This is a genomic window from Pseudomonas sp. BN417 (genome assembly GCF_029871205.1).
Lineage (GTDB): Bacteria > Pseudomonadota > Gammaproteobacteria > Pseudomonadales > Pseudomonadaceae > Metapseudomonas.
The window spans coordinates 126,099-147,781 of the sequence record NZ_SSOJ01000162.1; the positions used below are offsets into that span (position 1 = coordinate 126,099).

A 21,683-nucleotide genomic window follows, 5' to 3' on the forward strand; every position below is an offset into this window, starting at 1 on the left:
CCTGCCCGTAGCCGCTGTGTAAGCCGTCAGCAAGCTGTGCATGCAATGCTAGGTTATGCACAGCTGATTTATCCCTGGGCTTTTCACCAGGGTTATGGACTGGGTTAAAGGCAACTTATCAACAGGGTTCTGGCGAGGCTATTTGCGGAGGACGGACAGGCAGAAACGGACCGCCCGGGAACCAGGCAGTCGCGTCTTCTGTGGATAAGTGAGGGGCGCGGCTTATTTGCCGATGCAGAAGCTGGAGAAGATGCGTCCGAGCAGGTCGTCGGAGCTGAAGGCGCCGGTGATTTCCCCCAGCGCTTGCTGTGCCTGGCGCAGGTCTTCCGCCAGCAGTTCGCCGGCACCCGCCAGGGTGAGCTGGGAGCGTCCGTGATCAAGGAAGGCGCCTGCCTGGCGCAGGGCTTCCAGGTGCCGACGGCGGGCGCTGAAGCTGCTCTCGGCGGTCTGTTCAAAGCCCATGCAGGCCTTCAGGTGCTCGCGCAGGAGCTCCAGGCCGTCGCCAGAACGTGCGGAAAGGCTCAGGGTCGCGTGACCGTCATCGCTGATCTCCAGGCCTGTCGCCTCGCCGCTGAGGTCGGCCTTGTTGCGGATCAGGGTGACCTTGGCCGGGTCGGGCTTCTGGTCGAGGAACTCCGGCCAGAGGGCGAAGGGATCGGCCGCCTCGGGCGCCGTGGCGTCCACCACCAGCAGCACGCGGTCGGCTTCGCCAATGGCCTTGAGGGCGCGTTCCACGCCAATCTTTTCCACATGGTCGTCGGTATCGCGCAAACCGGCGGTATCCACAACGTGCAGGGGCATCCCGTCGATGTGGATATGTTCGCGCAGCACGTCGCGGGTGGTGCCGGCGATTTCGGTCACGATGGCTGCCTCACGTCCGGCGAGGGCATTCAGCAGGCTGGACTTGCCGGCATTGGGGCGACCGGCGATCACCACCGTCATTCCGTCCCGCAGCAGCGCGCCCTGGCCCGCTTCGCGCATCACTGTGGATAAGTTTTCGCGCACGCCGTCCAGCAACCCCAGTACATGGCCATCGGCGAGGAAGTCGATTTCCTCCTCCGGGAAGTCGATGGCGGCCTCCACATAGATGCGTAGCTCGATCAGTTTTTCGGTCAGGACATGCACGCGCCGGGAAAACTCGCCCTGCAGGGAGCGCAGGGCATTGCGCGCGGCCTGTTCGGAACTGGCCTCGATCAGGTCGGCGATGGCTTCGGCCTGGGCCAGGTCGAGCTTGTCGTTGAGAAAGGCGCGCTCGCTGAACTCGCCCGGGCGCGCCTGGCGTGCGCCCAGTTCCATGCAGCGGCGCAGCAACAGGTCGAGGACCACGGGGCCGCCGTGGCCCTGCAGTTCGAATACGTCTTCGCCAGTGAAGGAGTTCGGGCCCGGAAAGTACAGGGCTATGCCCTGGTCCAGGGTCTGTCCGGAGCCATCCAGAAAGGGCCCGTAGTGGGCGAAGCGCGGCTTCGGTACCCGGCCGCTGATGGCCTCGGCTATCCGAGCGGAAAGCGGCCCGGATACGCGGACTATGCCCACCCCGCCACGGCCCTGGGCGGTGGCGACGGCGGCGATGGTTTCACGGACAGGATTCATCTGTGGATACCTTGAGGTCAGCGGATTGCGGATAGCAAGACGCCCCACAGAGGGGGCGTCTTGTTCAATCAGTATGGCGCTTCTGTCAGGCCGCGGCTTTCTTGGCGGCCGACTCGATCTGCCGGGTAATGTACCACTGCTGGGCGATCGACAGGACGTTGTTGACCACCCAGTACAGCACCAGGCCGGCCGGGAACCACAGGAAGAAGAAGGTGAAGATGATCGGCATCAGCTTCAGCACCTTGGCCTGCATGGGGTCCGGCGGAGTCGGGTTCAGCTGCTGCTGGATGAACATGGTGGCGCCCATGATGATCGGCAGGATGAAGAACGGATCCTTGATCGACAGGTCGGTGATCCAGAACATCCAGGGTGCCTGGCGCATTTCCACGCTTTCCAGCAGTACCCAGTAGAGGGCCAGGAAGACCGGCATCTGCACCAGGATCGGCAGGCAGCCGCCCAGCGGATTGATCTTCTCCTTCTTGTACAGCTCCATCATCGCCTGGGACATCTTCTGGCGATCGTCACCGAACTGTTCCTTCAGGGCCTGCAGCTTCGGCGACACGGCACGCATGCGCGCCATGGACTTGTAGCTGGCGGCGGACAGCGGGAAGAAGGCGCCCTTGATCAGGATGGTCAGGACGATGATCGACCAGCCCCAGTTGCCCAACAGGCTGTGGATATGTTGCAGCAGCCAGAAGATCGGCTGGGCGATGAACCAGAGGAAGCCGTAGTCGACGGTCAGTTCCAGGCCCGGGGACAGCTGCTTCAGGTGATCCTGGCTCTTCGGACCGGCGTAGAGGGTAGCGGAGGTTTCCGCCTGGGCGCCGGCCGGCACGTTCATCGCGGCTCCAACGAAACCGACGATGTAGTTACCCTTGGAGTCCTTGCGGGTCTGGATGGCGTTGTTCTGGTCCTTGTCGGCAACCCAGGCAGTCACGAAGTAGTGCTGCAGCCAGGCGACCCAGCCACCCTGTACGGATTCCTTGAAGGGCTGCTTGTCCATGTCGCCCATGGACACTTTCTTGTACGGCTCGTCCGGAGTCCAGACCGCGGCGCCCAGGTAGGTCGAGACGCCGGTGGCGGTATTGGAGGACGGGTCGGAACTGGCGTCACGCTTGAGCTGGGCATACATGCTGCCGGTCCAGGGCTGGGCGCTCTGGTTGTCGATCTTGTACGACACCTGCAGATCGTATTTGCCGCGGCTCAGGGTGAAGCGCTTAGTGTAGTTGACACCGGCTTCGCTGAAAGTCAGGTCGACCACCAGTTGTTCCTGGCCGTCGGCCAGCTTGAACTGGCGCTGGGTCGCGCTGTAGAGCGGGCGGCCGTTGGCGCGGGCGTCCGGGCCATTGGCGCCGACGAGACCGCTCTGGGCCTGGTACAGGCGTTCGCCGCCGTTGTCGAACAGCTGGAAGGGCACGTCCGGATGGTCCTGGCGACGCGGGTACTTCGGCAGTGTCAGCTGGACGATGTCACCGCCGTTCGGGTCGATGGCCAGGTTGAGGACGTCGGTTTCAACGCGGATCAGGTCGCTGCTGGGCGCTACCTGTGCGGCTGCCGGCTCGGTGCGCTCTGCGCTTGCGGTCGGCACGTCGTCGCTGGACTTGGCGGTTGCGGTGGTGTCCGGCAGGGTCGCTTGCGCGCTGCTGCTGGCACTGGTGCCTGCAGTCGGCAGGGCGGCTTGACCGTAGTCCTGGTTCCATTGGAGAACCATCAGGTAGGACACGATTGCCAGGGCGACGATCAGGATCGAGCGTTGAATATCCATGATTACTCGGCCATCGAAGGGGGTTGGGGTGTGTTGGCGGGTGGCACCGGGTCATAGCCGCCCGGATTCCACGGATGACAGCGGCCGAGCCGACGCAGGGTCAGCCAGCCACCACGCAGAAGGCCATGCTGTTCGATGGCCTCCTGCGCGTAGCAGGAACAACTGGGATAGAAACGACAGTGACTGGCCATCAGCGGGCTGATGGCGTAGCGGTAGAACTGGATCGGAACGAGCGCCAGTTTACGCATGGGGACTGTCGGACACCCCTGATCCGGTTTGTTCAGGGGCCCGGCTGCGCGCGAGGCGCTTCCAGAGTTTGCCGAACTGATGCCTCAGCTCGGGGTTCTCCAGGTCGCCAATGCCTTTACGCGCCACGATGACGATATCCCAACCGGCCAACGACTCGAGGTTGTGGCGGAAGGATTCGCGAATCTGGCGTTTGAGGCGATTGCGCTCTACGGAGAGCTTGACGCTCTTCTTGCCGATCACCAGACCCAGGCGGGGATGATCGAGACCGTTGTCGCGCGCGAGGAGCAGGACGTGCTTGCCGGGAACCTTCCCGGTTGGTGAGTCAAAGACTGCCTTGAATTGTCGGGGGACCAGCAGACGCTTTTCCCGACCGAAGCCCTGACTCACCACCCGTTCCGGATAAATCAGACGGTCAGGCGCTTGCGGCCCTTGGCGCGACGACGCGACAGGACTGCGCGGCCGTTCTTGGTGGCCATGCGGGCACGGAAGCCGTGGGTGCGAGCGCGCTTGAGGGTGCTGGGTTGGAAAGTGCGTTTCATGATGCTTTACCTGGTGGTCACTACGGGCCGGAAGTGGCCCCCGTTTAAAGAGACCGGCAATTCTAGAGAAACGGGGCGGGCAGGTCAATTTCCAACCAGCACCGCCGAGCAAAAGAATATAAAAGGAAAGGAAATCTAGTAAAGCTTGGCTGTGTTTATTAATGCTGTGTGGTTGGTCTGCCTGTGGAAAACCCTCTCAAGGCCACGGATAGCCTGGCTTTCTTGAGCCTAACAACCTTGTCGACAAGGGGTGACCTGGCTGTGGGGGAGCTGGGCAGAAGCTGGGGGCGGATTGGCACTTTACCCACAGGCGGAATATCCAGATGGTTTTCCCCAGGCAGGAATGGGGGGTTATTGCATGGTTATCCACAAGATTCATGCCAACCACAGCGCCATCCTGTGCGGTGAATAACATCTTGATTTTATTCAACCATTGGCTCCTTTTCGTGTGGATAACTCTTTCGGCGGCGGCTACAATGACGGCTGTTTTTTTGCGTCCGGCACCTTTCCGACTTGGGGGATATCCGTGTCAGTGGAACTTTGGCAGCAGTGCGTGGAGCTCCTCCGCGATGAGCTGCCTGCCCAGCAATTCAACACCTGGATCCGCCCATTGCAGGTTGAAGCCGATGGAGACGAACTGCGCGTCTATGCGCCCAACAGGTTCGTGCTCGATTGGGTCAACGAGAAGTACATGGGCCGACTCCTCGAGTTGCTTGGCGAACGGGGCAATGGCCTGGCGCCAGCCCTCTCCTTATTAATAGGCAGCAAGCGCAGCCCGGCACCGCGAAAGGCACCTCCGCCCCCGCCGCCGGTCATGGCGCCGCCGCCCCCTGCTCCAGCACCCGTGCAGATGCGTATCGAGACCGTGGAAGAAAACCGCGACAATCTTGACCCGCTTGCATCTGTGGTGCCCGCGCCGGCAATCCGTACCGAGCGCTCCGTGCAGGTGGAAGGCGCGCTTAAGCACACCAGCTATCTGAACCGCACCTTCACCTTCGAGAACTTCGTCGAGGGCAAGTCGAACCAGCTGGCTCGAGCAGCCGCCTGGCAGGTGGCCGACAATCCGAAGCACGGATACAACCCGCTGTTCCTCTATGGCGGCGTCGGCCTCGGCAAGACCCACCTGATGCATGCTGTGGGTAACCATCTGCTGAAGAAAAATCCGAATGCCAAGGTGGTCTACCTGCATTCCGAACGCTTCGTCGCAGATATGGTGAAAGCCCTTCAGCTGAATGCCATCAACGAGTTCAAGCGCTTCTACCGTTCCGTGGACGCATTGCTGATCGACGATATTCAGTTCTTCGCGCGCAAGGAGCGTTCGCAGGAGGAGTTTTTCCACACCTTCAACGCCCTGCTCGAAGGTGGTCAGCAGGTGATCCTCACCAGCGACCGCTACCCGAAGGAGATCGAGGGCCTGGAAGAGCGCCTGAAATCCCGCTTTGGTTGGGGGCTCACGGTTGCTGTGGAACCGCCGGAGCTGGAAACCCGCGTCGCGATCCTGATGAAGAAGGCCGAGCAGGCCAAGGTCGATCTGCCTCACGATGCTGCGTTCTTCATTGCCCAGCGTATTCGTTCCAACGTTCGCGAACTGGAAGGTGCGTTGAAACGGGTGATTGCCCATGCCCACTTCATGGGGCGGGACATCACCATCGAACTGATCCGCGAGTCGCTCAAGGACCTCCTGGCCCTGCAGGACAAGTTGGTCAGCATCGACAATATCCAGCGCACGGTAGTCGAGTACTACAAGATCAAGATGTCCGACATGCTCTCCAAGCGCCGTTCGCGCTCGGTGGCGAGGCCCCGACAGGTCGCCATGGCGTTGTCCAAGGAACTGACCAATCACAGCCTGCCGGAAATCGGCGATGCCTTTGGCGGACGAGACCACACCACGGTGCTCCACGCCTGTCGTAAGATTGCGCAATTAAGGGAATCCGACGCGGACATTCGCGAGGATTACAAGAATCTGCTGCGTACACTCACCACCTGATCGCAGCCCATGAGGCAAGGGACTAGACCATGCATTTCACAATTCAACGCGAAGCCCTGTTGAAACCCCTGCAACTGGTCGCCGGCGTCGTCGAGCGCCGCCAGACCTTGCCGGTCCTCTCCAACGTTCTGCTGGTAGTCGAAGGCCAGCAGTTGTCGTTGACCGGTACTGACCTCGAGGTCGAACTGGTCGGGCGCGTTGCCCTGGAAGAGCCGGCCGAGCCTGGTGAGATTACTGTACCGGCACGCAAGCTGATGGATATCTGCAAGAGCCTGCCCAGCGATGCGTTGATCGACATCCGCGTCGACGAGCAGAAGCTGCTGATCAAGGCCGGCCGCAGCCGTTTCACCCTGTCCACCCTGCCGGCGAACGACTTCCCCACGGTCGAGGAAGGCCCGGGTTCGCTGAACTTCAGCCTGGTGCAGAGCAAACTGCGCCGCCTGATCGAACGCACTAGTTTCGCCATGGCTCAGCAGGATGTGCGCTACTACCTCAACGGCATGCTGCTGGAAGTGAATGCCGGGATCCTGCGCGCCGTCGCCACCGACGGCCATCGCCTCGCGATGTGCGCCATGGACGCGGGCATCGAAGGTGTCGAGCGCCACCAGGTGATCGTGCCGCGCAAGGGCATTCTCGAATTGGCCCGCCTGCTTACCGAGCAGGACGGTGAAGTCCGCATCGTTCTCGGCCAGCACCATATCCGTGCCACCACTGGCGAGTTCACCTTCACCTCGAAGCTAGTGGACGGCAAGTTCCCGGACTACGAGCGTGTCTTGCCCCGTGGCGGCGACAAACTGGTCGTGGGCGATCGCCAGGCACTTCGTGAAGCCTTTAGCCGGACCGCGATCCTGTCCAACGAGAAGTACCGCGGTATTCGTCTGACCCTGGCTTCCGGCCAACTGAAGATCCAGGCCAACAACCCGGAGCAGGAAGAGGCGGAAGAAGAAGTGGCCGTGGACTACAACGGTAGCAATCTGGAGATCGGCTTCAACGTGAGCTACCTGCTGGATGTGCTGGGTGTGATGTCCACCGAACAGGTTCGCCTGATCCTGTCCGATGCCAATAGCAGTGCGTTGGTGCAGGAAGCCGACAACGACGACTCTTCCTACGTCGTCATGCCGATGCGCCTGTAACCACTCGATGTCCCTCTGCCGTATCTCGGTCACCGGCGTGCGCAACCTGCAGCCGGTGACCCTCTCCCCCTCCCCCCGCATCAACATCCTCTACGGCGCCAACGGCAGTGGTAAAACCAGTCTGCTTGAAGCCATCCACCTGTTAGGCCTTGCCCGCTCCTTTCGCAGTACTCGCTTGCAACCGGTGATCCAGTACGCGCAGCCAGCGTGCACGGTATTCGGTCAGGTCAGCCTTGCCGAGGGTGGGCATTGCAATCTGGGGATTTCACGAGATCGCCAGGGGGAATTTCAGATTCGTATCGATGGGCAAAACGCCAAGAGCACAGCGCAATTGGCTGAAGCCCTGCCGCTGCAATTGATCAATCCGGACAGTTTTCGATTGCTGGAAGGGGCACCGAAGATTCGCCGACAGTTCCTGGATTGGGGAGTGTTCCACGTGGAACCTCGATTCCTTCCAGCGTGGCAAAGGCTGCAGAAGGCCCTGCGGCAGCGGAACTCGTGGCTCCGGCATGGTACACTGGACGCCGCTTCGCAGGCGGCCTGGGACCGGGAATTATGCCTGGCCAGTGATGAGATCGATCAGTATCGACGGGCCTACATCCAGGCATTGAAACCGGTATTCGAGCAAACGCTCGCAGACCTGGTTGAACTCGATGGGCTCACACTCAGTTACTACCGTGGCTGGGACAAGGATCGGGAGCTGTCCGAAGTGCTGGCGACTTCCCTCCTCCGCGACCAACAGATCGGACACACCCAGGCAGGACCGCAACGCGCCGACCTGCGATTGCGCTCAGGTGCACACAACGCGGCAGACATACTTTCGCGGGGTCAGCAGAAGCTGGTGGTTTGCGCATTGCGCATAGCCCAGGGCCATCTGGTGAGCCATGCGAAGCGAGGCCAATGCATCTATCTAGTTGACGACTTACCGTCGGAATTGGATGAACAGCATCGGCAGGCACTTTGCCGGTTGCTGGAAGGTTTGGATTGCCAGGTGTTCATCACCTGTGTTGACCATGAATTTCTGAGGGACGGCTGGCATATGGATACGCCGGTCGCCATGTTCCACGTGGAACATGGCTGTATCAGCCCCACGATCATCGGGAGTGAAGCATGAGCGAGAACAAAACGTACGACTCTTCCAGCATCAAGGTGCTGAAGGGACTGGATGCCGTACGCAAACGCCCCGGTATGTACATCGGCGACACCGACGATGGCACCGGTCTGCACCACATGGTGTTCGAGGTTGTCGACAACTCGATCGACGAAGCGCTCGCCGGCTTCTGCTCGGAGATCAGCATCACCATCCATACCGATGAGTCCATCACCGTGCGCGACAACGGTCGCGGCATTCCGGTGGATATCCATAAGGAAGAAGGGGTTTCTGCCGCCGAGGTCATCATGACCGTGCTGCACGCCGGCGGTAAGTTCGACGACAACACCTACAAGGTATCCGGCGGCCTGCACGGCGTGGGTGTATCGGTAGTGAACGCCCTTTCGGAAGAACTGCGCCTGACCATCCGCCGAGCCGGCCAGGTCTGGGAACAAATCTACCGCCATGGTGTTCCGCAGTTCCCCCTGCGTCCGGTCGGCGAGACTGAAGGTACCGGAACCGAAGTGCACTTCAAGGCCTCGGCAGAGACCTTCACCAACATCCACTTCAGCTGGGACATCCTGGCCAAGCGCCTGCGCGAACTGTCTTTCCTGAACTCGGGCGTTGGCATCGTTCTGCGTGACGAGCGCAGCGGCAAGGAAGAGCTGTTCAAGTACGAAGGCGGCCTCAAGGCATTCGTCGAATACCTGAACACCAACAAGACCATCGTCAACGAAGTCTTCCACTTCGACATGCAGCGTGAAGAAGACGGCGTGGGCGTTGAAGTCGCCTTGCAGTGGAACGACAGCTTCAACGAGAACATCCTCTGCTTCACCAACAATATTCCCCAGCGTGACGGCGGTACCCACCTGGCGGGCTTCCGCTCTGCCCTGACCCGTCATCTGAACAACTACATCGAGCAGGAAGGCCTGGCGAAGAAGTACAAGATCGCCACCACAGGTGACGACGCCCGTGAAGGCCTGACCGCCATCATTTCGGTGAAGGTGCCCGATCCCAAGTTCAGCTCCCAAACCAAGGACAAGCTGGTTTCCTCCGAGGTGAAGACCGCGGTGGAACAGGAGATGGGCAAGTACTTCTCCGACTTCCTGCTGGAAAACCCCAACGAAGCCAAGGCCGTGGTCGGCAAGATGATCGACGCTGCCCGTGCCCGTGAAGCCGCGCGCAAGGCCCGGGAGATGACCCGCCGCAAGGGCGCCCTGGACATCGCCGGCCTGCCGGGCAAGTTGGCGGACTGCCAGGAGAAGGACCCTGCCCTTTCCGAACTCTACATAGTGGAGGGTGACTCTGCGGGTGGCTCGGCCAAGCAAGGCCGTAACCGCAAGACCCAGGCGATCCTGCCGCTCAAGGGCAAGATCCTCAACGTGGAAAAAGCCCGATTCGACAAGATGCTTTCCTCGCAGGAAGTCGGCACCCTGATCACCGCGCTCGGTTGCGGTATCGGTCGCGAGGAATACAACATCGAGAAGCTGCGCTACCACAACATCATCATCATGACCGACGCCGACGTCGACGGTTCGCACATCCGCACCCTGCTGCTGACCTTCTTCTTCCGGCAGATGCCTGAGCTGATCGAGCGTGGCTACGTCTATATCGCCCAGCCTCCGCTGTACAAGGTCAAGAAGGGCAAGCAGGAGCAGTACATCAAGGACGACGAGGCCATGGACGAGTACATGACCCAGTCGGCCCTGGAAGACGCCAGCGTGCACGTCAACGAGAACGCACCCGGCCTCTCCGGCGAAGCGCTCGAGCGTCTGGTGAACGACTATCGCGGCGTGATGCGTATCCTCAAGCGCCTGTCGCGCCTGTACCCGCAGGACCTGACCGAGCACATGGTCTACCTGCCGCGGGTGTCCGTAGAGCAGCTCGCCGACCAGGCTGCCATGCAGACCTGGCTGGAAGGCTTCCAGGTGCGCTTGAAAGGTGCCGAGAAATCCGGCCTGACCTACGGCGCCAGCCTTCGCGAGGATCGCGAGCGTCACCTCTGGTTGCCGGAAGTGGAACAGACTGCCCACGGTCTGTCCCACTACATCACCTTCAACCGTGACTTCTTCGCCAGCAACGACTACCGCCAGGTAACCGAACTGGGCGATCAGCTCAACAACCTGCTGGAAGAAGGTGCCTTCGTGCAGCGTGGCGAGCGCAAGAAGCCGGTAACCAGCTTCAAGGAAGCCCTCGCCTGGCTGATGACGGAAAGCACCAAGCGTCACACCATCCAGCGCTATAAAGGGCTGGGTGAGATGAACCCTGAGCAGCTGTGGGAAACCACCATGGACCCGAACGTCCGTCGCATGCTCAAGGTCACCATCGAAGACGCAATCGCAGCCGACCAGATCTTCAACACGCTGATGGGCGATGCCGTGGAACCACGCCGTGACTTCATCGAAAGCAACGCGCTGGCAGTGTCCAACCTGGACGTCTGAGTAAGTGAAGGTGGAAAAAGCTAATGTCCGCTGCGGACAAAGTTAACTTCCTACCCTTACCTTGATACAAGCCCCGGTAGATCGAGAGATCTACCGGGGTTTTTCATTCTGATGGAGGAGGAGCTCTTCCACTCCGGCCTCCTACTGCCGAGCCAACGACACTCTAGATATCGGTTACGGCAGCCATGTACCAGGGCTGGCACCTGGGTTAGGCGGGCCTAGCACATCACACCAGGTGACTCGCTGAGTTTGGACTATCAGGAACTCGAACAGCTGGAAGATCTTTGGAGCGCTTGGACCGATCAAGGGGGCCCTATGGCAAGATTCGCCGAGTCGAATCCTCCTTGGGGGAATGCCGTCCTGAGGAGTGTTTTACACGGAAGCATTGCGAGTCTGTCGCTAGTACTCTGTGCCTGTGTCGCGCCTCCAGCAGCGCCTCCGTCTGACGACGAAGTGTGTAAGTCGTACATGCGAGGTCATCTGGAGATGCTACGTACCCACGCACCATGGATGACTGACGGGGAACGGCAGACCCATGCGCGGGCTCAGGCGGCTGAAGTGATCAAGAGCCTGAAGGCCCAGGAGCAGTTTGGTAGGGCTATTTCCCCTGTCATGATTCCTTTGCCAACCCCTCCATCGACCCATGTGCCAGAGGCTGTGGAAACACCTTCACTCCCGGTGCCAGAACCAGGGGTTGTGGCAACAGTTCCCCAGGCAGAAACCGTTCAGGTTAACCGGGCTGCGCCGCTTCCGAATGACTCCAGTTACCCACGCCAGAGATGGCTACCATAGAGCCGGAAAAGGTTGGTCGCCGCGCGTCTCTTGAGGGCATTTCTGTCATCGAGGATGGCAGTTACTCGATGGACATCGAACAGGACGGAGACGATTTGGTTGTCCTCGACTCGAACAAGCGGTCGATCTATAAGAAGCAAGGTAGCGGCAGTTACCAGTTCTATAACCCGAATACTGGTTCCACGTTCTCGCTGCGCTTCCTCGACGAGCGCACAGTTGAGGCGGATCGTGTGCCGTCTGCCGGCACGCCCAGCATCTTGAAAAGGGCGGAAGTGCAGGCCGCAGCTGAGGCTTCGACTGTGAACGAAACCTATGCGGCAATCGCGAAGTACTAGAACGAGTTGGCTCAGAGCGATTCAGATATCCCGCAGGCTTGGACGATGTGCTCAGCGGTAGCGTTCAAGCGCAGCCTGTCCGATGGGGAAGACTTCTCGCGCTATGCCAGCCAGATGGCGCAAACATTGAAACTGATCGCCGTGGACAGCACCAACCCCTGTTCCGATGCAATTCCAGACTCCCTCTGATAAGTCGAAGTCACCCAGGATCCTGGGGAGCGCCGGGCTTAACCTCCCCAGATCAGGGCCGCAGCTGGAGGTAACAGGAGCTGTGACACAGAGTGTTACCTTGTCCTTGCCCCAGGATTGGCCATGCGAGTCGTAAGGGAACAGTTTTGTCCCCTGGTCAGGGCCTTCAGAGCATGTCTATTTTGTAAGGTATTGATTTATAACGATTTTGTATTTTCTGGCACGACTCATGCTCTATATATGGGACAACAACAATAAAAAGCTTCAAGAAGAAATATTTCGACTCTGACAAAACAAAAACAACAGGCCAGAGAAGAAGCAAACCGATTTTTTTGGAAAGGGTGTGCCATTCCGCACCCGGTGACTGGAGCAACATAACAATAAAACTACCTCAAGGTAGCGGCGCTCTGGTTGGTTCAATTGATGACGATGGCATGATCAGCGTCCAAAAAAATCTGTTTGCCCTGGATCCATTTGGGATCAGCCAATTCTGGCTCGCTAGCAGCCAGTAGCGAAGAACAACAACGAACACTCGAATAAGAACAACAACAATAAAGAAGAAACATTTGAGGGGAGCTTAGGCTCCCCTCAGTGCTTTCTGCCTCCCGCAAATTCTCGACTTCCAACCTTTCTCATCTCGGTCCCAGGGCACGCTGGCGCGCGTTTGTCGTGTGACCATGGAAGGTTGGCCGCCATTCGTGGGAATCGTAGTCTAGGAGCGATCCATGGGCCCTGTAGGGCCTACCGAGGAGCAGGATGATGGAAGAGAACAATGAGCAGTCTGCGATCTCCGATGAAGAGATCAGCGCCTACATGATGCGTCAGCTGCGTTCCGGCCGGGTGAAACCCGCGGTGCTGGTGGTGCTGACCGAGAAGAACTTTCCCGACGTGGAGCGTGAGCGGATCATCCGCTGCTTCAACGCCCTGGATTCCAGGTATCTGAAAGGTTGAGCCAGGACGCCGGCGGGAAATCGTTATGCACTTTTTCGCTTAGCCTTAGCGCGAATTACAAAGCCTTGTAAATCAGCGCCTTAGCCTGCATTTTTGGAGATTCGCCAAAATCTTGTTAACAGCTTATCCACAGATCAGGCCGGCTGGTCGACGGCCGCTGCGGATTGCGGGCCTTCCAGTTCGCGCTGAGCTGCTTCCACCCAGGCGAAGGCGCGGTCGTTCAGCGCAGCGATGGCGCGTGGGCCCTCCCCTTCGGCATACATCGCCGGGCCGATGATCACCTGGATGGTGCCCGGGTGCTTGGCCCAGCCTTCCTTGGGCCAGAAGGTGCCGGCGTTGTGGGCCACCGGTAGTACCGGAAGCTGGGCGTTGACTGCCAGCGCGGCGCCACCGCGGGAGAATTTGCCCATCTGGCCAGCCGGCACGCGGGTACCTTCGGGGAAGATCAGGACCCAGGCGCCCTGCTTGAGGCGCTCATCCCCCTGGCTGGCAAGCTGCTTTAGGGCAGCCTTGGGATTGCTGCGATCGATGGCGATGGGTTTCATCAGCGCCATGGCCCAGCCGAAGAAGGGGACGCGCAGCAGTTCTCGTTTGACCACCTGGCTGAGGGGCTCGAACGCGCCGGAGAGGAAGAAGGTCTCCCAGGTGCTCTGGTGCTTGGCAAGGATCACGCAGGGCCGCTCCGGCACGTTTTCCAGTCCCTTCACCTCGTAACGGATGCCCACCATCACCTTGGCCAGCCAGACGGCGAACCGGCACCAGCGCCAGACGATGAAGCGGTAGCGCGCGCGGAAGGGCATGAAGGGCGCGAAGAAGAGGCTCAACGTGCCCCAGATGAATGCGCTCAACGATAGCACCAGGTAAAAGAGGAAGGTTCTGGTGGCCTGCACTGTCGTCATGGGAGCTGTTGACCTTATTGAAGGAGATGCGCGGCGACCGCCGCCAGATCGTCGAATACCAGGATGTCCGCTGGCAAGGGCTTGGCCAGGGTCCGTTCGCCCTTGCCGGTCTTCACCAGAACGGGCTGACAATCGACGGCAAGCGCGGCGTCCAGGTCACCACTGCTGTCGCCGACAAACCAGATACCAGCAAGGTCCACGCCATAGTGCTCGGCAATGCGCTTGAGCATACCGGGGCGGGGCTTGCGGCAGTCGCAGCCATCGTCAGGACCATGCGGGCAATGCACGATCAGGCCTATTTCGCCGCCTTGCTCTGCCACCAGTTCACGCAGGCGCGCATGCATGGATTCCAGGGTGGCCGGGTCGTAATAACCGCGTGCAATGCCGGACTGGTTGGTGGCCACGGCCACGGTCCAGCCGGCCTTGCTCAGGCGCGCGATGGCATCGATCGAACTGGGAATGGGGATCCACTCTTCGAGCGATTTGATGTACTCGTCGGAGTCCAGGTTGATGACACCGTCGCGATCAAGAATCAGTAACTTCATGAATGAGCCTCAAGCGGCAAGCTACAAGCGCCAAGCGTGCTCAGTCGAGACTTGCAGCTTGAGGCTTGCAGCTTGTGGCTGTACTGAATCAACCCAGTACCGAGATATCCGCCACGCCCAGGAACAGGCCGCGCAGCTTGGCCAGCAGCGCATAGCGGTTGCCCCGTACGGCGGCATCCTCTGCGTTGACCAGCACCGCTTCGAAGAAGCTGTCCACCGGCTCGCGCAGGCTTGCCAGGCGTTCCAGGGTTTCGCGGTAGCTGCCGGCGGCCGCCAGCGCCAGCTCGGCGTCGGCCACGGCCTTGGCGAGGGCCTGTTCTGCGGCTTCCTGCAGCAGCGCACTGTCGATGCTGGCTGGTACGGCCCCGTCGGCCTTGCTCAGCAGGTTGGAGACGCGCTTGTTGGCGGCGGCCAGGGCAGCGGCTTCCGGCAGCTTGCGGAAGGCCTGCACGGCCTGCACGCGCTGGTCGAAGTCCAGCGCCGAGGACGGTTGCAGGGCGCGTACCGAGAGGTACACGGCCACGTCCACGCCTTCATCCTCATAACGCGCGCGCAGGCGGTCGAAGACGAACTCCAGGACCTGGTCGGCCAGGCCCTCGGCCTTCACCTTGTCGCCATAGAGGTCGATGGCGAAGGCGATGGCGGAGGCAAGGTCGAGGTCCAGCTGCTTCTCGATCAGGATGCGCAGCACGCCCAGGGCCTGGCGACGCAGGGCGAAGGGGTCCTTGCTGCCGGTGGGCAGCATGCCGATGCCGAAGATGCCCACCAGGGTGTCCAGCTTGTCAGCCACGGCCACGGCGGCTCCGGTGAGGGTCTGCGGCAGCTCGGCGCCGGCGCCACGCGGCATGTACTGCTCGTTCAGCGCCTGGGCGACGTCTTCCGCCTCGCCGTCGTTCTTGGCGTAGTAGTAGCCGGCGATGCCCTGCATCTCGGGGAATTCACCAACCATTTCGGTGGCCAGGTCGCACTTGGCGAGAATGCCGGCGCGAGCAGCGCGAACCGGGTCGGCGCCGATCTGCTCGGCGACGAAACCGGCCAGGCGGGAAACCCGTTCGGCCTTCTCGAACACCGTGCCGAGCTGGGCCTGGAACACCACGTTCTTCAGGCGCTCGTTGAAGCTCTCCAGCTTCTGCTTCTTGTCCTGCTTGAAGAAGAACTCGGCGTCGGTGAGGCGGGGGCGCACCACCTTTTCGTTGCCGGAAATGATCTGCGCCGGGTCCTTGCTGACCACGTTGGCCACGGTGATGAAGCGCGGCAGCAGCTTGCCGTTGGCGTCCAGCAGGCAGAAATATTTCTGGTTGTCCTGCATGGTGGTGATCAGGGCTTCCTGCGGCACTTCGAGGAAGCGTTCCTCGAAGGAGCACACCAGCGGCACCGGCCATTCGACCAGGGCGGTCACTTCATCCAGCAGGTCGGCGGGGACCACGGCGGTGCCCTTCTGCTCGGCGGCCAGTTCGGCCACGCGCTTGGCAATGATCTCGCGGCGCTCGGCGAAGTCGGCCAGTACATGGGCGCTACGCAGGTCTTCCAGGTAAGTGGAGGGCTTGCTGATGCGGATGTTGTCCGGATTGTGGAAGCGATGGCCGCGGGATTCACGACCCGCCTTCTGGGCGAGGATCACGCAGTCGACGACCTCCTCACCGAACAGCATCACCAGCCACTGGGTCGGACGGACGAACTCCTCGCGACGGGCAGCCCAGCGCATGCGTTTAGGGATAGGCAGGCCGGCGAGAGAGGTTTCGACGATGTCGGGCAGCAGGCCGGCAGCCGGCTGGCCAGGAATGCTCTGGCTGAACTTCAGCTTGGGGCCGCTCTTGTCGATCTGCTCCAGGTCGACACCGCACTTGCGGGCGAAGCCCAGGGCGGCCTGGGTCGGCTTGCCTTCGGCGTCGAAGGCGGCCTGGATCGGCGGGCCATCGAGGTTGACGCTGCGGTCCGGCTGCTGGGTGGCCAGCTGCTCCACCAGCACCGCCAGGCGGCGCGGGGCGGCAAACACCTGGGCCTTGGCATAGCCAAGGCCGGCGGCCTTGAGACCTTGCTCGATGCCGGCGAGGAAGGCATCACCCAGGGATTTCAGGGCCTTGGGTGGCAGCTCTTCGGTGCCCAGCTCTACCAGAAAATCTTGTGCACTCATGCTTGAGCCTCCAGCTTGGCCAGTACTTCGTCACGCAGTTCGGGAGTGGCCATGGGGAAGCCGAGGCGCGCGCGCGCCTGCAGGTAGCTCTGCGCCACTGCGCGGGCCAGGGTGCGCACGCGCAGGATGTAGCGCTGGCGCTCGGTCACCGAGATGGCGCGGCGGGCGTCCAGCAGGTTGAAGGTGTGGGAGGCCTTGAGGACCATCTCGTAGGTCGGCAGCGGCAGCTCCAGCTCGATCAGGCGGTTGGCCTCGCTCTCGTAGAAGTCGAAGAGCTCGAACAGCTTCGGCACGTTGGCGTGCTCGAAGTTGAAGGTGGACTGCTCCACCTCGTTCTGATGGAACACATCACCGTAGGTGACCTTGCCGAAGGGGCCGTCGGTCCAGGTCAGGTCGTAGACCGAGTCGACGCCCTGCAGGTACATGGCCAGGCGTTCCAGACCGTAGGTGATCTCGCCGGTGACCGGGTAGCACTCGATGCCGCCGACCTGCTGGAAATAGGTGAACTGAGTGACTTCCATGCCATTCAGCCAGATTTCCCAGCCCAGGCCCCAGGCGCCGAGGGTCGGCGATTCCCAGTTGTCCTCGACGAAGCGGATGTCGTGCACCAGCGGGTCGATGCCGATGGCTTTCAGCGAGCCGAGGTACAGTTCCTGGAAGTTTTCCGGGTTGGGTTTGAGCACCACCTGGAACTGGTAGTAGTGCTGCAGGCGGTTCGGGTTCTCGCCGTAGCGGCCGTCGGTCGGACGGCGGGATGGCTGCACATAGGCGGCGTTCCAGGTCTCCGGGCCGATGGCGCGGAGGAAGGTGGCGGTGTGGAAGGTACCGGCGCCCACTTCCATGTCGTAGGGCTGGAGCACCACACAGCCCTGCTCGGCCCAGTACTGCTGCAGGGCGAGGATCAGGTCTTGGAAGGTGCGCACGGCGGGCGTAGTCTGGCTCACGAAATTCACCTGTGCTGGGTCTTCAACGGAAAATGCCGGAGTATACCCGATCCGACCTGCCGCCACCGCATGGAAAGCCTTATGCCACGCTGCTTCTGGTGCAATGACGACCCCCTCTACATCGACTACCACGACACCGAATGGGGCGTACCGCTGAAGGACCCGGCGGCACTCTTCGAACTGCTTCTGCTGGAGGGCTTCCAGGCCGGCCTGTCCTGGATCACCGTGCTAAAGAAGCGCCAGCGATACCGCGAGGTTATGTACGGTTTCGACCCCGCGCGCCTGGCGGTGATGAGTGACGAGGAAATCGAAACGCTGATGCAGGACCCAGGCATCATCCGCAACCTGCTCAAGCTCAAGGCCGCGCGGCAGAACGCCCAGGCCTGGCTGCGCCTGGACGACCCGGTGGCGCTGCTCTGGTCCTTCGTTGGCGGTACGCCCAAGGTCAATCACTTCAGCGAGCGCGGCCAGGTGCCGGCGGTCACTCCCGAGGCCGAGGCCATGAGCAAGGCGTTGAAGAAGGCCGGCTTCACCTTCGTCGGCCCGACCATCTGCTACGCCTTCATGCAGGCGTCCGGGATGGTCATGGACCACACCGTCGACTGCGATCGCTACCGCGAACTGACTGCCTGAGGCGGGATTCCGCTGCCCGGCGAGGGTAGAATGCCCCCTTTTGAATCTCCTGGAGTTGCCTGTGGATAAGCTGAAAGGCGCGCTGGTCGTCGGTTTCCTGCGCCTCTTTGCCCTGCTCCCCTGGCGGGCCGTGCAAGCCGTCGGGGCTGCCATCGGCTGGCTGATGTGGAAACTGCCCAACCGCTCCCGTGACGTGGTGCGCATCAACCTGTCGAAGTGCTTCCCCGAATGGTCGCCGGCCGAGCTGGACCAGCGCGTGGGCCAGAGCCTGAAGGACATCGGCAAGACCCTCACCGAAAGCGCCTGTGCCTGGATCTGGCCGGCGGAGAAGTCCATCGGCCTGGTGCGCGAGGTGGAAGGCCTGGAAGTGCTGCACGAGGCCCTGGCCAGCGGCAAGGGCGTGGTCGGTATCACCAGCCACCTGGGCAACTGGGAAGTCCTCAACCACTTCTACTGCGCCCAGTGCAAACCCATCATCTTCTACCGCCCGCCCAAGCTGAAGGCGGTGGATGACCTGCTGCAGAAGCAGCGGGTGCAGTTGGGCAACCGCGTGGCACCGTCCACCAAGGAAGGCATCCTCAGCGTCATCAAGGAAGTGCGCAAGGGCGGCGCCGTGGGCATCCCCGCCGACCCGGAGCCGAGCCTGTCGGCCGGCCTGTTCGTGCCCTTCCTCGGCACCCGTGCGCTGACCAGCAAGTTCGTCCCCGGCATGCTCGCCGGCGGCAAGGCGCGCGGCGTGTTCCTGCATGCCCTGCGACTGCCCGATGGCTCGGGCTTCAAGGTGATCCTGGAAGCCGCGCCCGAGGCGATGTACAGCGAGGACGTGGAAGAGGCCGTGACCGCGATGAGCCGGGTGGTGGAGAAGTACGTGCGGGCCTACCCCACCCAGTACATGTGGAGCATGAAACGCTTCAAGAAGCGCCCCGAGGGCGAGAAGAAGTGGTATTGACGATGAAGGCGCCGGTAGGCGCCTTTTTCATGCCTTGTGGGTTCGAATTCATTCGAAAAGCAGGCCGACGGCCTGCCCGGCGAGCTATCCCAGCTCCAGAGGGCTTGTGCCGATCCGCGAATAGCCTTATTAACGGCAGCAGAAAAATTGGCTCAGGATGGCGCGATCCCATGGCAAACCAGCGGCAATTTCCCCGAACTCCGATGAAGTGCAGGATCAAGATCAGCCACCCGAGCTTCGGTGAGCTGATCGCCCAGACCCGCGATCTGTCTGATGGTGGCGTCTATGTCCGGCATCCCGACCTGGCCGCCCTGCCGGTCGGCAGCATGGTCTGCGGCCAGGTGCAGGACCTGCCCATCGAGGCACCCATCCTGGAAATGGAAGTGACACGGGTGGACGCCGAGGGCGCAGGGCTTCGTTTTCTGGAGTCCTGACCGGGATCTGCCGGACCAACTTTGTCCGTCGTAGCTTGTAGGTTGGGCTGAAGAATGAAGCCCAACGAGTCATGCACGATTTTCTGCCTGGGCCTGCCTGCGCTTGGCGTCAACCTACGATGTCCCTGCGTCGCGCTTTTCCAGCCGCTTGAGGAAAACCGTCATCTCCTTCTCCGCCTGCTTGTCGCCATGGGCGCGGGCGGCATCCAGGCCCTGGGTCCAGGCTTCTCGCGCCGCAGTATGCTCGCCCTGGGCTTCCAGGGCCTTGCCCAGCAGTTTCCAGGCGGCCGAATACTTGGGGTCGAAGACCACGCATTGACGCAGGTGTTCGACGGCCTTCGGGTGTTCGCCCTGATCCAGGTAGCCCTTGCCCAGGCCGAAGCGCAACAGGGCGTTGTCGACGCCCTTGGCCAGCATTTTTTCCAGTGACTCGATCATGCCCTGCTCTCCTGCGTATCGCGTTCGTCATTGTGCCAGCTAGAAGCGCCAGAAGGCCGGGCTGAGCAGGATCAGCAGGGAAAATACCTCCAGCCGGCCCAGCACCATGGCCAGGCTCAGCACCAGCTTGGCGCTGTCGGGCAGGTTGGCGTAGTGCGAGGCGGCCTCGCCGAGAGCGGGGCCGAGGTTGTTCATGCAGGAGGCCAGGGCGGAGAAGGCGGTCAGCTGGTCCAGGCCCAAGGCCAGGAGAATCAGCAGGAGAACGACGAAGGTCACCAGGTAGATGGAACAGAAGCCCCAGACCGACTCCACCACCCGGTCCGGGATCTGCCGGCGGCCCAGCTTGACGGTGAACACGCCGTTCGGATGCAGCAGGCGCTGGAACTCGCGGATGCCCTGACGAAGGACCAGGAGGATGCGCATCACCTTCATGCCGCCGCCGGTGGAGCCGGCGCAGGCACCGATGAAAGTGGTGTAGAGCAGCAGGTGCGGCAGCAGCGTTGGCCAGGTGCTGAAGTCGACCAGGCCGAAACCTGTGGTGGTTGCAATGGAGACCACCATGAAGGCGGCATAACGCAGTGCCTGAATGGGCTGCTCGTAATGCTGGTGGAGGATCAGGGTGGCGGTGCAGATGAGGCATACCACACTGAGCAGCAACAGATAGCTGCGGCATTCAGCGTCGCGCAGGTAATGGCCCACGCTGCGCCCCCGCCAGGCCAGGAAATGCAGGCCGAAATTGATCCCGGAGATGACCAGGAAGAACATGCAGATCAGCTCGATCAGCGGGCTGTCGAAGTAACCGATGCTGGCGTCGTGAGTGGAGAAGCCGCCAATGGCGATGGTCGAGAAGCTGTGGCCGATGGCGTCGAACAGGCTCATGCCGGCGGCCCAGTAAGCCAGGGCGCAGGCCAGGGTCAGCCCGCAATAAAGCAGCCAGAGGGTCTTGGCGGTTTCGGCAATGCGTGGCGAGAGCTTCTGCTCTTTCAGCGGCCCCGGCATTTCTGCGCGGTACAGCTGCATGCCGCCGATGCCGAGCATCGGCATTATGGCCACGGCCAGGACGATGATGCCCATGCCGCCGAACCACTGCAGTTGCTGGCGGTAATAGAGCACCGCACGTGGCAGTTGGTCGAGGCCGGTGAGCACGGTGGCACCCGTAGTGCTGATGCCGGAGACGGACTCGAACAGGGCGTCGACCCAGCTCATGTGCGGTGTGTCGACGAGCAGGAAAGGGATGCTGCCGAAGCTGCCGAGCACTATCCAGAACAGCGCGGTGATCAGGTAGCCGTCGCGGATCTTCAGTTCTTCGCGGGCGCCGCGCACCGGCAGCCAGGTCAGCAGGCCGACGATCAGGGTGATCAGCAGGGCGAGGAGGAAACCGCGCCAGGCGCCCTCGGCGTAATACAGGTCGATCAGCAGCGGCGGCAGCTGGGTACAGCTGAACAGCATCAGCAGCACACCGAGGATGCGCAGGATGGCCGCGCGCCGGTTGGCGCGGGAAGGCGTCGGCAACGGCCTGAGGCGGGTCGTATGGTGGGAGCTAAGGCTGGACATGGTGCGGCTGGGTTCGGCGATGCAGGGGGCCGAACCCTAACCCAGGGCCCAGGAGGTGGCTGTAGGCCTAGGCCGAAATGGCCTGGGAATCA

At 61.6% G+C, this 21,683-nt stretch carries 19 protein-coding genes and 1 pseudogene; 9 read left to right on the plus strand and 11 right to left on the minus strand.

Translation table 11 applies throughout. From position 1 onward, the window contains the following. Nucleotides 1-222: 222 nt before the first annotated feature. The 5 genes from mnmE to rpmH all read right to left on the minus strand — a co-directional run bounded on the left by mnmE (nt 223) and on the right by rpmH (nt 4,143). Entirely contained in the window at nt 223-1,590 is a 1,368-nt protein-coding gene (gene mnmE, locus E8F11_RS27465) for a tRNA uridine-5-carboxymethylaminomethyl(34) synthesis GTPase MnmE (RefSeq protein WP_280292074.1), read from the minus strand. Nucleotides 1,591-1,675: 85 nt separating this feature from the next. Further along, nucleotides 1,676-3,355, minus strand: a complete 1,680-nt coding sequence (gene yidC, locus E8F11_RS27470; protein ID WP_280292075.1) for a membrane protein insertase YidC — start codon at nt 3,353-3,355, stop codon at nt 1,676-1,678. Nucleotides 3,356-3,357: 2 nt separating this feature from the next. Next, nucleotides 3,358-3,603, minus strand: a complete 246-nt coding sequence (yidD, locus tag E8F11_RS27475; RefSeq protein WP_280292076.1) for a membrane protein insertion efficiency factor YidD — start codon at nt 3,601-3,603, stop codon at nt 3,358-3,360. Beyond that, a complete protein-coding gene (rnpA, locus tag E8F11_RS27480) occupies nt 3,596-3,994 on the minus strand; it encodes a ribonuclease P protein component (RefSeq protein WP_280292077.1) in 399 nt (132 codons plus the stop codon). Before rnpA ends, yidD begins: the two co-directional genes overlap by 8 nt. Nucleotides 3,995-4,008: 14 nt before the next feature. After that, nucleotides 4,009-4,143 (minus strand): 50S ribosomal protein L34, encoded by a 135-nt coding sequence (gene rpmH, locus E8F11_RS27485; RefSeq protein ID WP_137973924.1) that lies wholly within the window; start codon nt 4,141-4,143, stop codon nt 4,009-4,011. Nucleotides 4,144-4,669: 526 nt separating this feature from the next. Between rpmH and dnaA the strand changes: the two genes are divergently transcribed. The 6 genes and pseudogenes from dnaA (at nt 4,670) to E8F11_RS27515 (ending at nt 13,061) form a co-directional block, all read left to right on the plus strand. After that, nucleotides 4,670-6,130, plus strand: a complete 1,461-nt coding sequence (dnaA, locus tag E8F11_RS27490; protein WP_280292202.1) for a chromosomal replication initiator protein DnaA — start codon at nt 4,670-4,672, stop codon at nt 6,128-6,130. 29 nt (nt 6,131-6,159) lie between these two features. Then, entirely contained in the window at nt 6,160-7,263 is a 1,104-nt protein-coding gene (gene dnaN / locus E8F11_RS27495) for a DNA polymerase III subunit beta (RefSeq protein WP_280292078.1), read from the plus strand. A gap of 7 nt (nt 7,264-7,270) precedes the next feature. Continuing rightward, a pseudogene (recF, locus tag E8F11_RS27500) lies at nt 7,271-8,370 on the plus strand (DNA replication/repair protein RecF). A gap of 3 nt (nt 8,371-8,373) precedes the next feature. Continuing rightward, a complete protein-coding gene (gene gyrB / locus E8F11_RS27505; RefSeq protein ID WP_280292079.1) occupies nt 8,374-10,794 on the plus strand; it encodes a DNA topoisomerase (ATP-hydrolyzing) subunit B in 2,421 nt (806 codons plus the stop codon). Between the two features lie 779 nt (nt 10,795-11,573). After that, nucleotides 11,574-11,921 carry a hypothetical protein gene (locus E8F11_RS27510; protein ID WP_280292080.1) on the plus strand — a complete coding sequence of 116 codons (348 nt, stop codon included), beginning with the start codon at nt 11,574-11,576 and terminating at the stop codon, nt 11,919-11,921. Between the two features lie 948 nt (nt 11,922-12,869). Next, on the plus strand, nt 12,870-13,061 hold the full coding sequence (locus E8F11_RS27515; protein ID WP_280292081.1) for a hypothetical protein: 192 nt from the start codon (nt 12,870-12,872) through the stop codon (nt 13,059-13,061). Nucleotides 13,062-13,195: 134 nt separating this feature from the next. Here the strand turns inward: E8F11_RS27515 and E8F11_RS27520 are convergent, their stop codons facing one another. From E8F11_RS27520 to glyQ, 4 genes are all read right to left on the minus strand, one after another. After that, nucleotides 13,196-13,960, minus strand: coding sequence for a lysophospholipid acyltransferase family protein (locus E8F11_RS27520; protein WP_280292082.1), 765 nt, complete (start codon nt 13,958-13,960; stop codon nt 13,196-13,198). Between the two features lie 14 nt (nt 13,961-13,974). Further along, nucleotides 13,975-14,505: a D-glycero-beta-D-manno-heptose 1,7-bisphosphate 7-phosphatase gene (gmhB, locus tag E8F11_RS27525; protein ID WP_280292083.1), complete on the minus strand. Its 531-nt coding sequence runs from the start codon at nt 14,503-14,505 to the stop codon at nt 13,975-13,977. 88 nt (nt 14,506-14,593) lie between these two features. Next, the gene (gene glyS, locus E8F11_RS27530; protein WP_280292084.1) at nt 14,594-16,639 is read right to left on the minus strand and encodes a glycine--tRNA ligase subunit beta; all 2,046 of its coding nucleotides are present in this window, start codon (nt 16,637-16,639) and stop codon (nt 14,594-14,596) included. Continuing rightward, on the minus strand, nt 16,636-17,583 hold the full coding sequence (gene glyQ / locus E8F11_RS27535; protein ID WP_280292085.1) for a glycine--tRNA ligase subunit alpha: 948 nt from the start codon (nt 17,581-17,583) through the stop codon (nt 16,636-16,638). The genes glyS and glyQ overlap by 4 nt, the downstream gene beginning before the upstream one ends. Before the next feature lie 81 nt (nt 17,584-17,664). Between glyQ and E8F11_RS27540 the strand changes: the two genes are divergently transcribed. The 3 genes from E8F11_RS27540 to E8F11_RS27550 all read left to right on the plus strand — a co-directional run bounded on the left by E8F11_RS27540 (nt 17,665) and on the right by E8F11_RS27550 (nt 19,599). Further along, nucleotides 17,665-18,216 carry a DNA-3-methyladenine glycosylase I gene (locus tag E8F11_RS27540; RefSeq protein WP_280292086.1) on the plus strand — a complete coding sequence of 184 codons (552 nt, stop codon included), beginning with the start codon at nt 17,665-17,667 and terminating at the stop codon, nt 18,214-18,216. A 61-nt stretch (nt 18,217-18,277) separates the two neighbouring features. Beyond that, the gene (locus tag E8F11_RS27545; protein ID WP_280292087.1) at nt 18,278-19,165 is read left to right on the plus strand and encodes a lysophospholipid acyltransferase; all 888 of its coding nucleotides are present in this window, start codon (nt 18,278-18,280) and stop codon (nt 19,163-19,165) included. 170 nt (nt 19,166-19,335) lie between these two features. Next, complete coding sequence (locus tag E8F11_RS27550) at nt 19,336-19,599, plus strand: PilZ domain-containing protein (RefSeq protein ID WP_280292088.1); 264 nt, start codon at nt 19,336-19,338, stop codon at nt 19,597-19,599. Nucleotides 19,600-19,713: 114 nt separating this feature from the next. Here the strand turns inward: E8F11_RS27550 and E8F11_RS27555 are convergent, their stop codons facing one another. Further along, nucleotides 19,714-20,037, minus strand: coding sequence for a tetratricopeptide repeat protein (locus tag E8F11_RS27555; protein ID WP_280292089.1), 324 nt, complete (start codon nt 20,035-20,037; stop codon nt 19,714-19,716). Nucleotides 20,038-20,076: 39 nt separating this feature from the next. After that, the gene (locus E8F11_RS27560; protein WP_348529795.1) at nt 20,077-21,591 is read right to left on the minus strand and encodes a TrkH family potassium uptake protein; all 1,515 of its coding nucleotides are present in this window, start codon (nt 21,589-21,591) and stop codon (nt 20,077-20,079) included. Nucleotides 21,592-21,683: the final 92 nt, after the last annotated feature.

Excerpts from the sequence above, each read along its gene's own strand:
- yidD (WP_280292076.1), bottom strand. The coding sequence starts at position 3,603 with ATGCGTAAACTGGCGCTCGTTCCGATCCAGTTCTACCGCTACGCCATC.
- yidC (WP_280292075.1), bottom strand. The coding sequence starts at position 3,355 with ATGGATATTCAACGCTCGATCCTGATCGTCGCCCTGGCAATCGTGTCC.
- glyS (WP_280292084.1), bottom strand. The coding sequence starts at position 16,639 with ATGAGTGCACAAGATTTTCTGGTAGAGCTGGGCACCGAAGAGCTGCCA.
- gyrB (WP_280292079.1), top strand. The coding sequence starts at position 8,374 with ATGAGCGAGAACAAAACGTACGACTCTTCCAGCATCAAGGTGCTGAAG.
- E8F11_RS27510 (WP_280292080.1), top strand. The coding sequence starts at position 11,574 with ATGGCTACCATAGAGCCGGAAAAGGTTGGTCGCCGCGCGTCTCTTGAG.
- E8F11_RS27555 (WP_280292089.1), bottom strand. The coding sequence starts at position 20,037 with ATGATCGAGTCACTGGAAAAAATGCTGGCCAAGGGCGTCGACAACGCC.
- E8F11_RS27560 (WP_348529795.1), bottom strand. The coding sequence starts at position 21,591 with ATGTCCAGCCTTAGCTCCCACCATACGACCCGCCTCAGGCCGTTGCCG.
- E8F11_RS27520 (WP_280292082.1), bottom strand. The coding sequence starts at position 13,960 with ATGACGACAGTGCAGGCCACCAGAACCTTCCTCTTTTACCTGGTGCTA.
- dnaN (WP_280292078.1), top strand. The coding sequence starts at position 6,160 with ATGCATTTCACAATTCAACGCGAAGCCCTGTTGAAACCCCTGCAACTG.
- E8F11_RS27550 (WP_280292088.1), top strand. The coding sequence starts at position 19,336 with ATGGCAAACCAGCGGCAATTTCCCCGAACTCCGATGAAGTGCAGGATC.
- E8F11_RS27515 (WP_280292081.1), top strand. The coding sequence starts at position 12,870 with ATGGAAGAGAACAATGAGCAGTCTGCGATCTCCGATGAAGAGATCAGC.
- mnmE (WP_280292074.1), bottom strand. The coding sequence starts at position 1,590 with ATGAATCCTGTCCGTGAAACCATCGCCGCCGTCGCCACCGCCCAGGGC.
- E8F11_RS27540 (WP_280292086.1), top strand. The coding sequence starts at position 17,665 with ATGCCACGCTGCTTCTGGTGCAATGACGACCCCCTCTACATCGACTAC.
- rpmH (WP_137973924.1), bottom strand. The coding sequence starts at position 4,143 with ATGAAACGCACTTTCCAACCCAGCACCCTCAAGCGCGCTCGCACCCAC.
- gmhB (WP_280292083.1), bottom strand. The coding sequence starts at position 14,505 with ATGAAGTTACTGATTCTTGATCGCGACGGTGTCATCAACCTGGACTCC.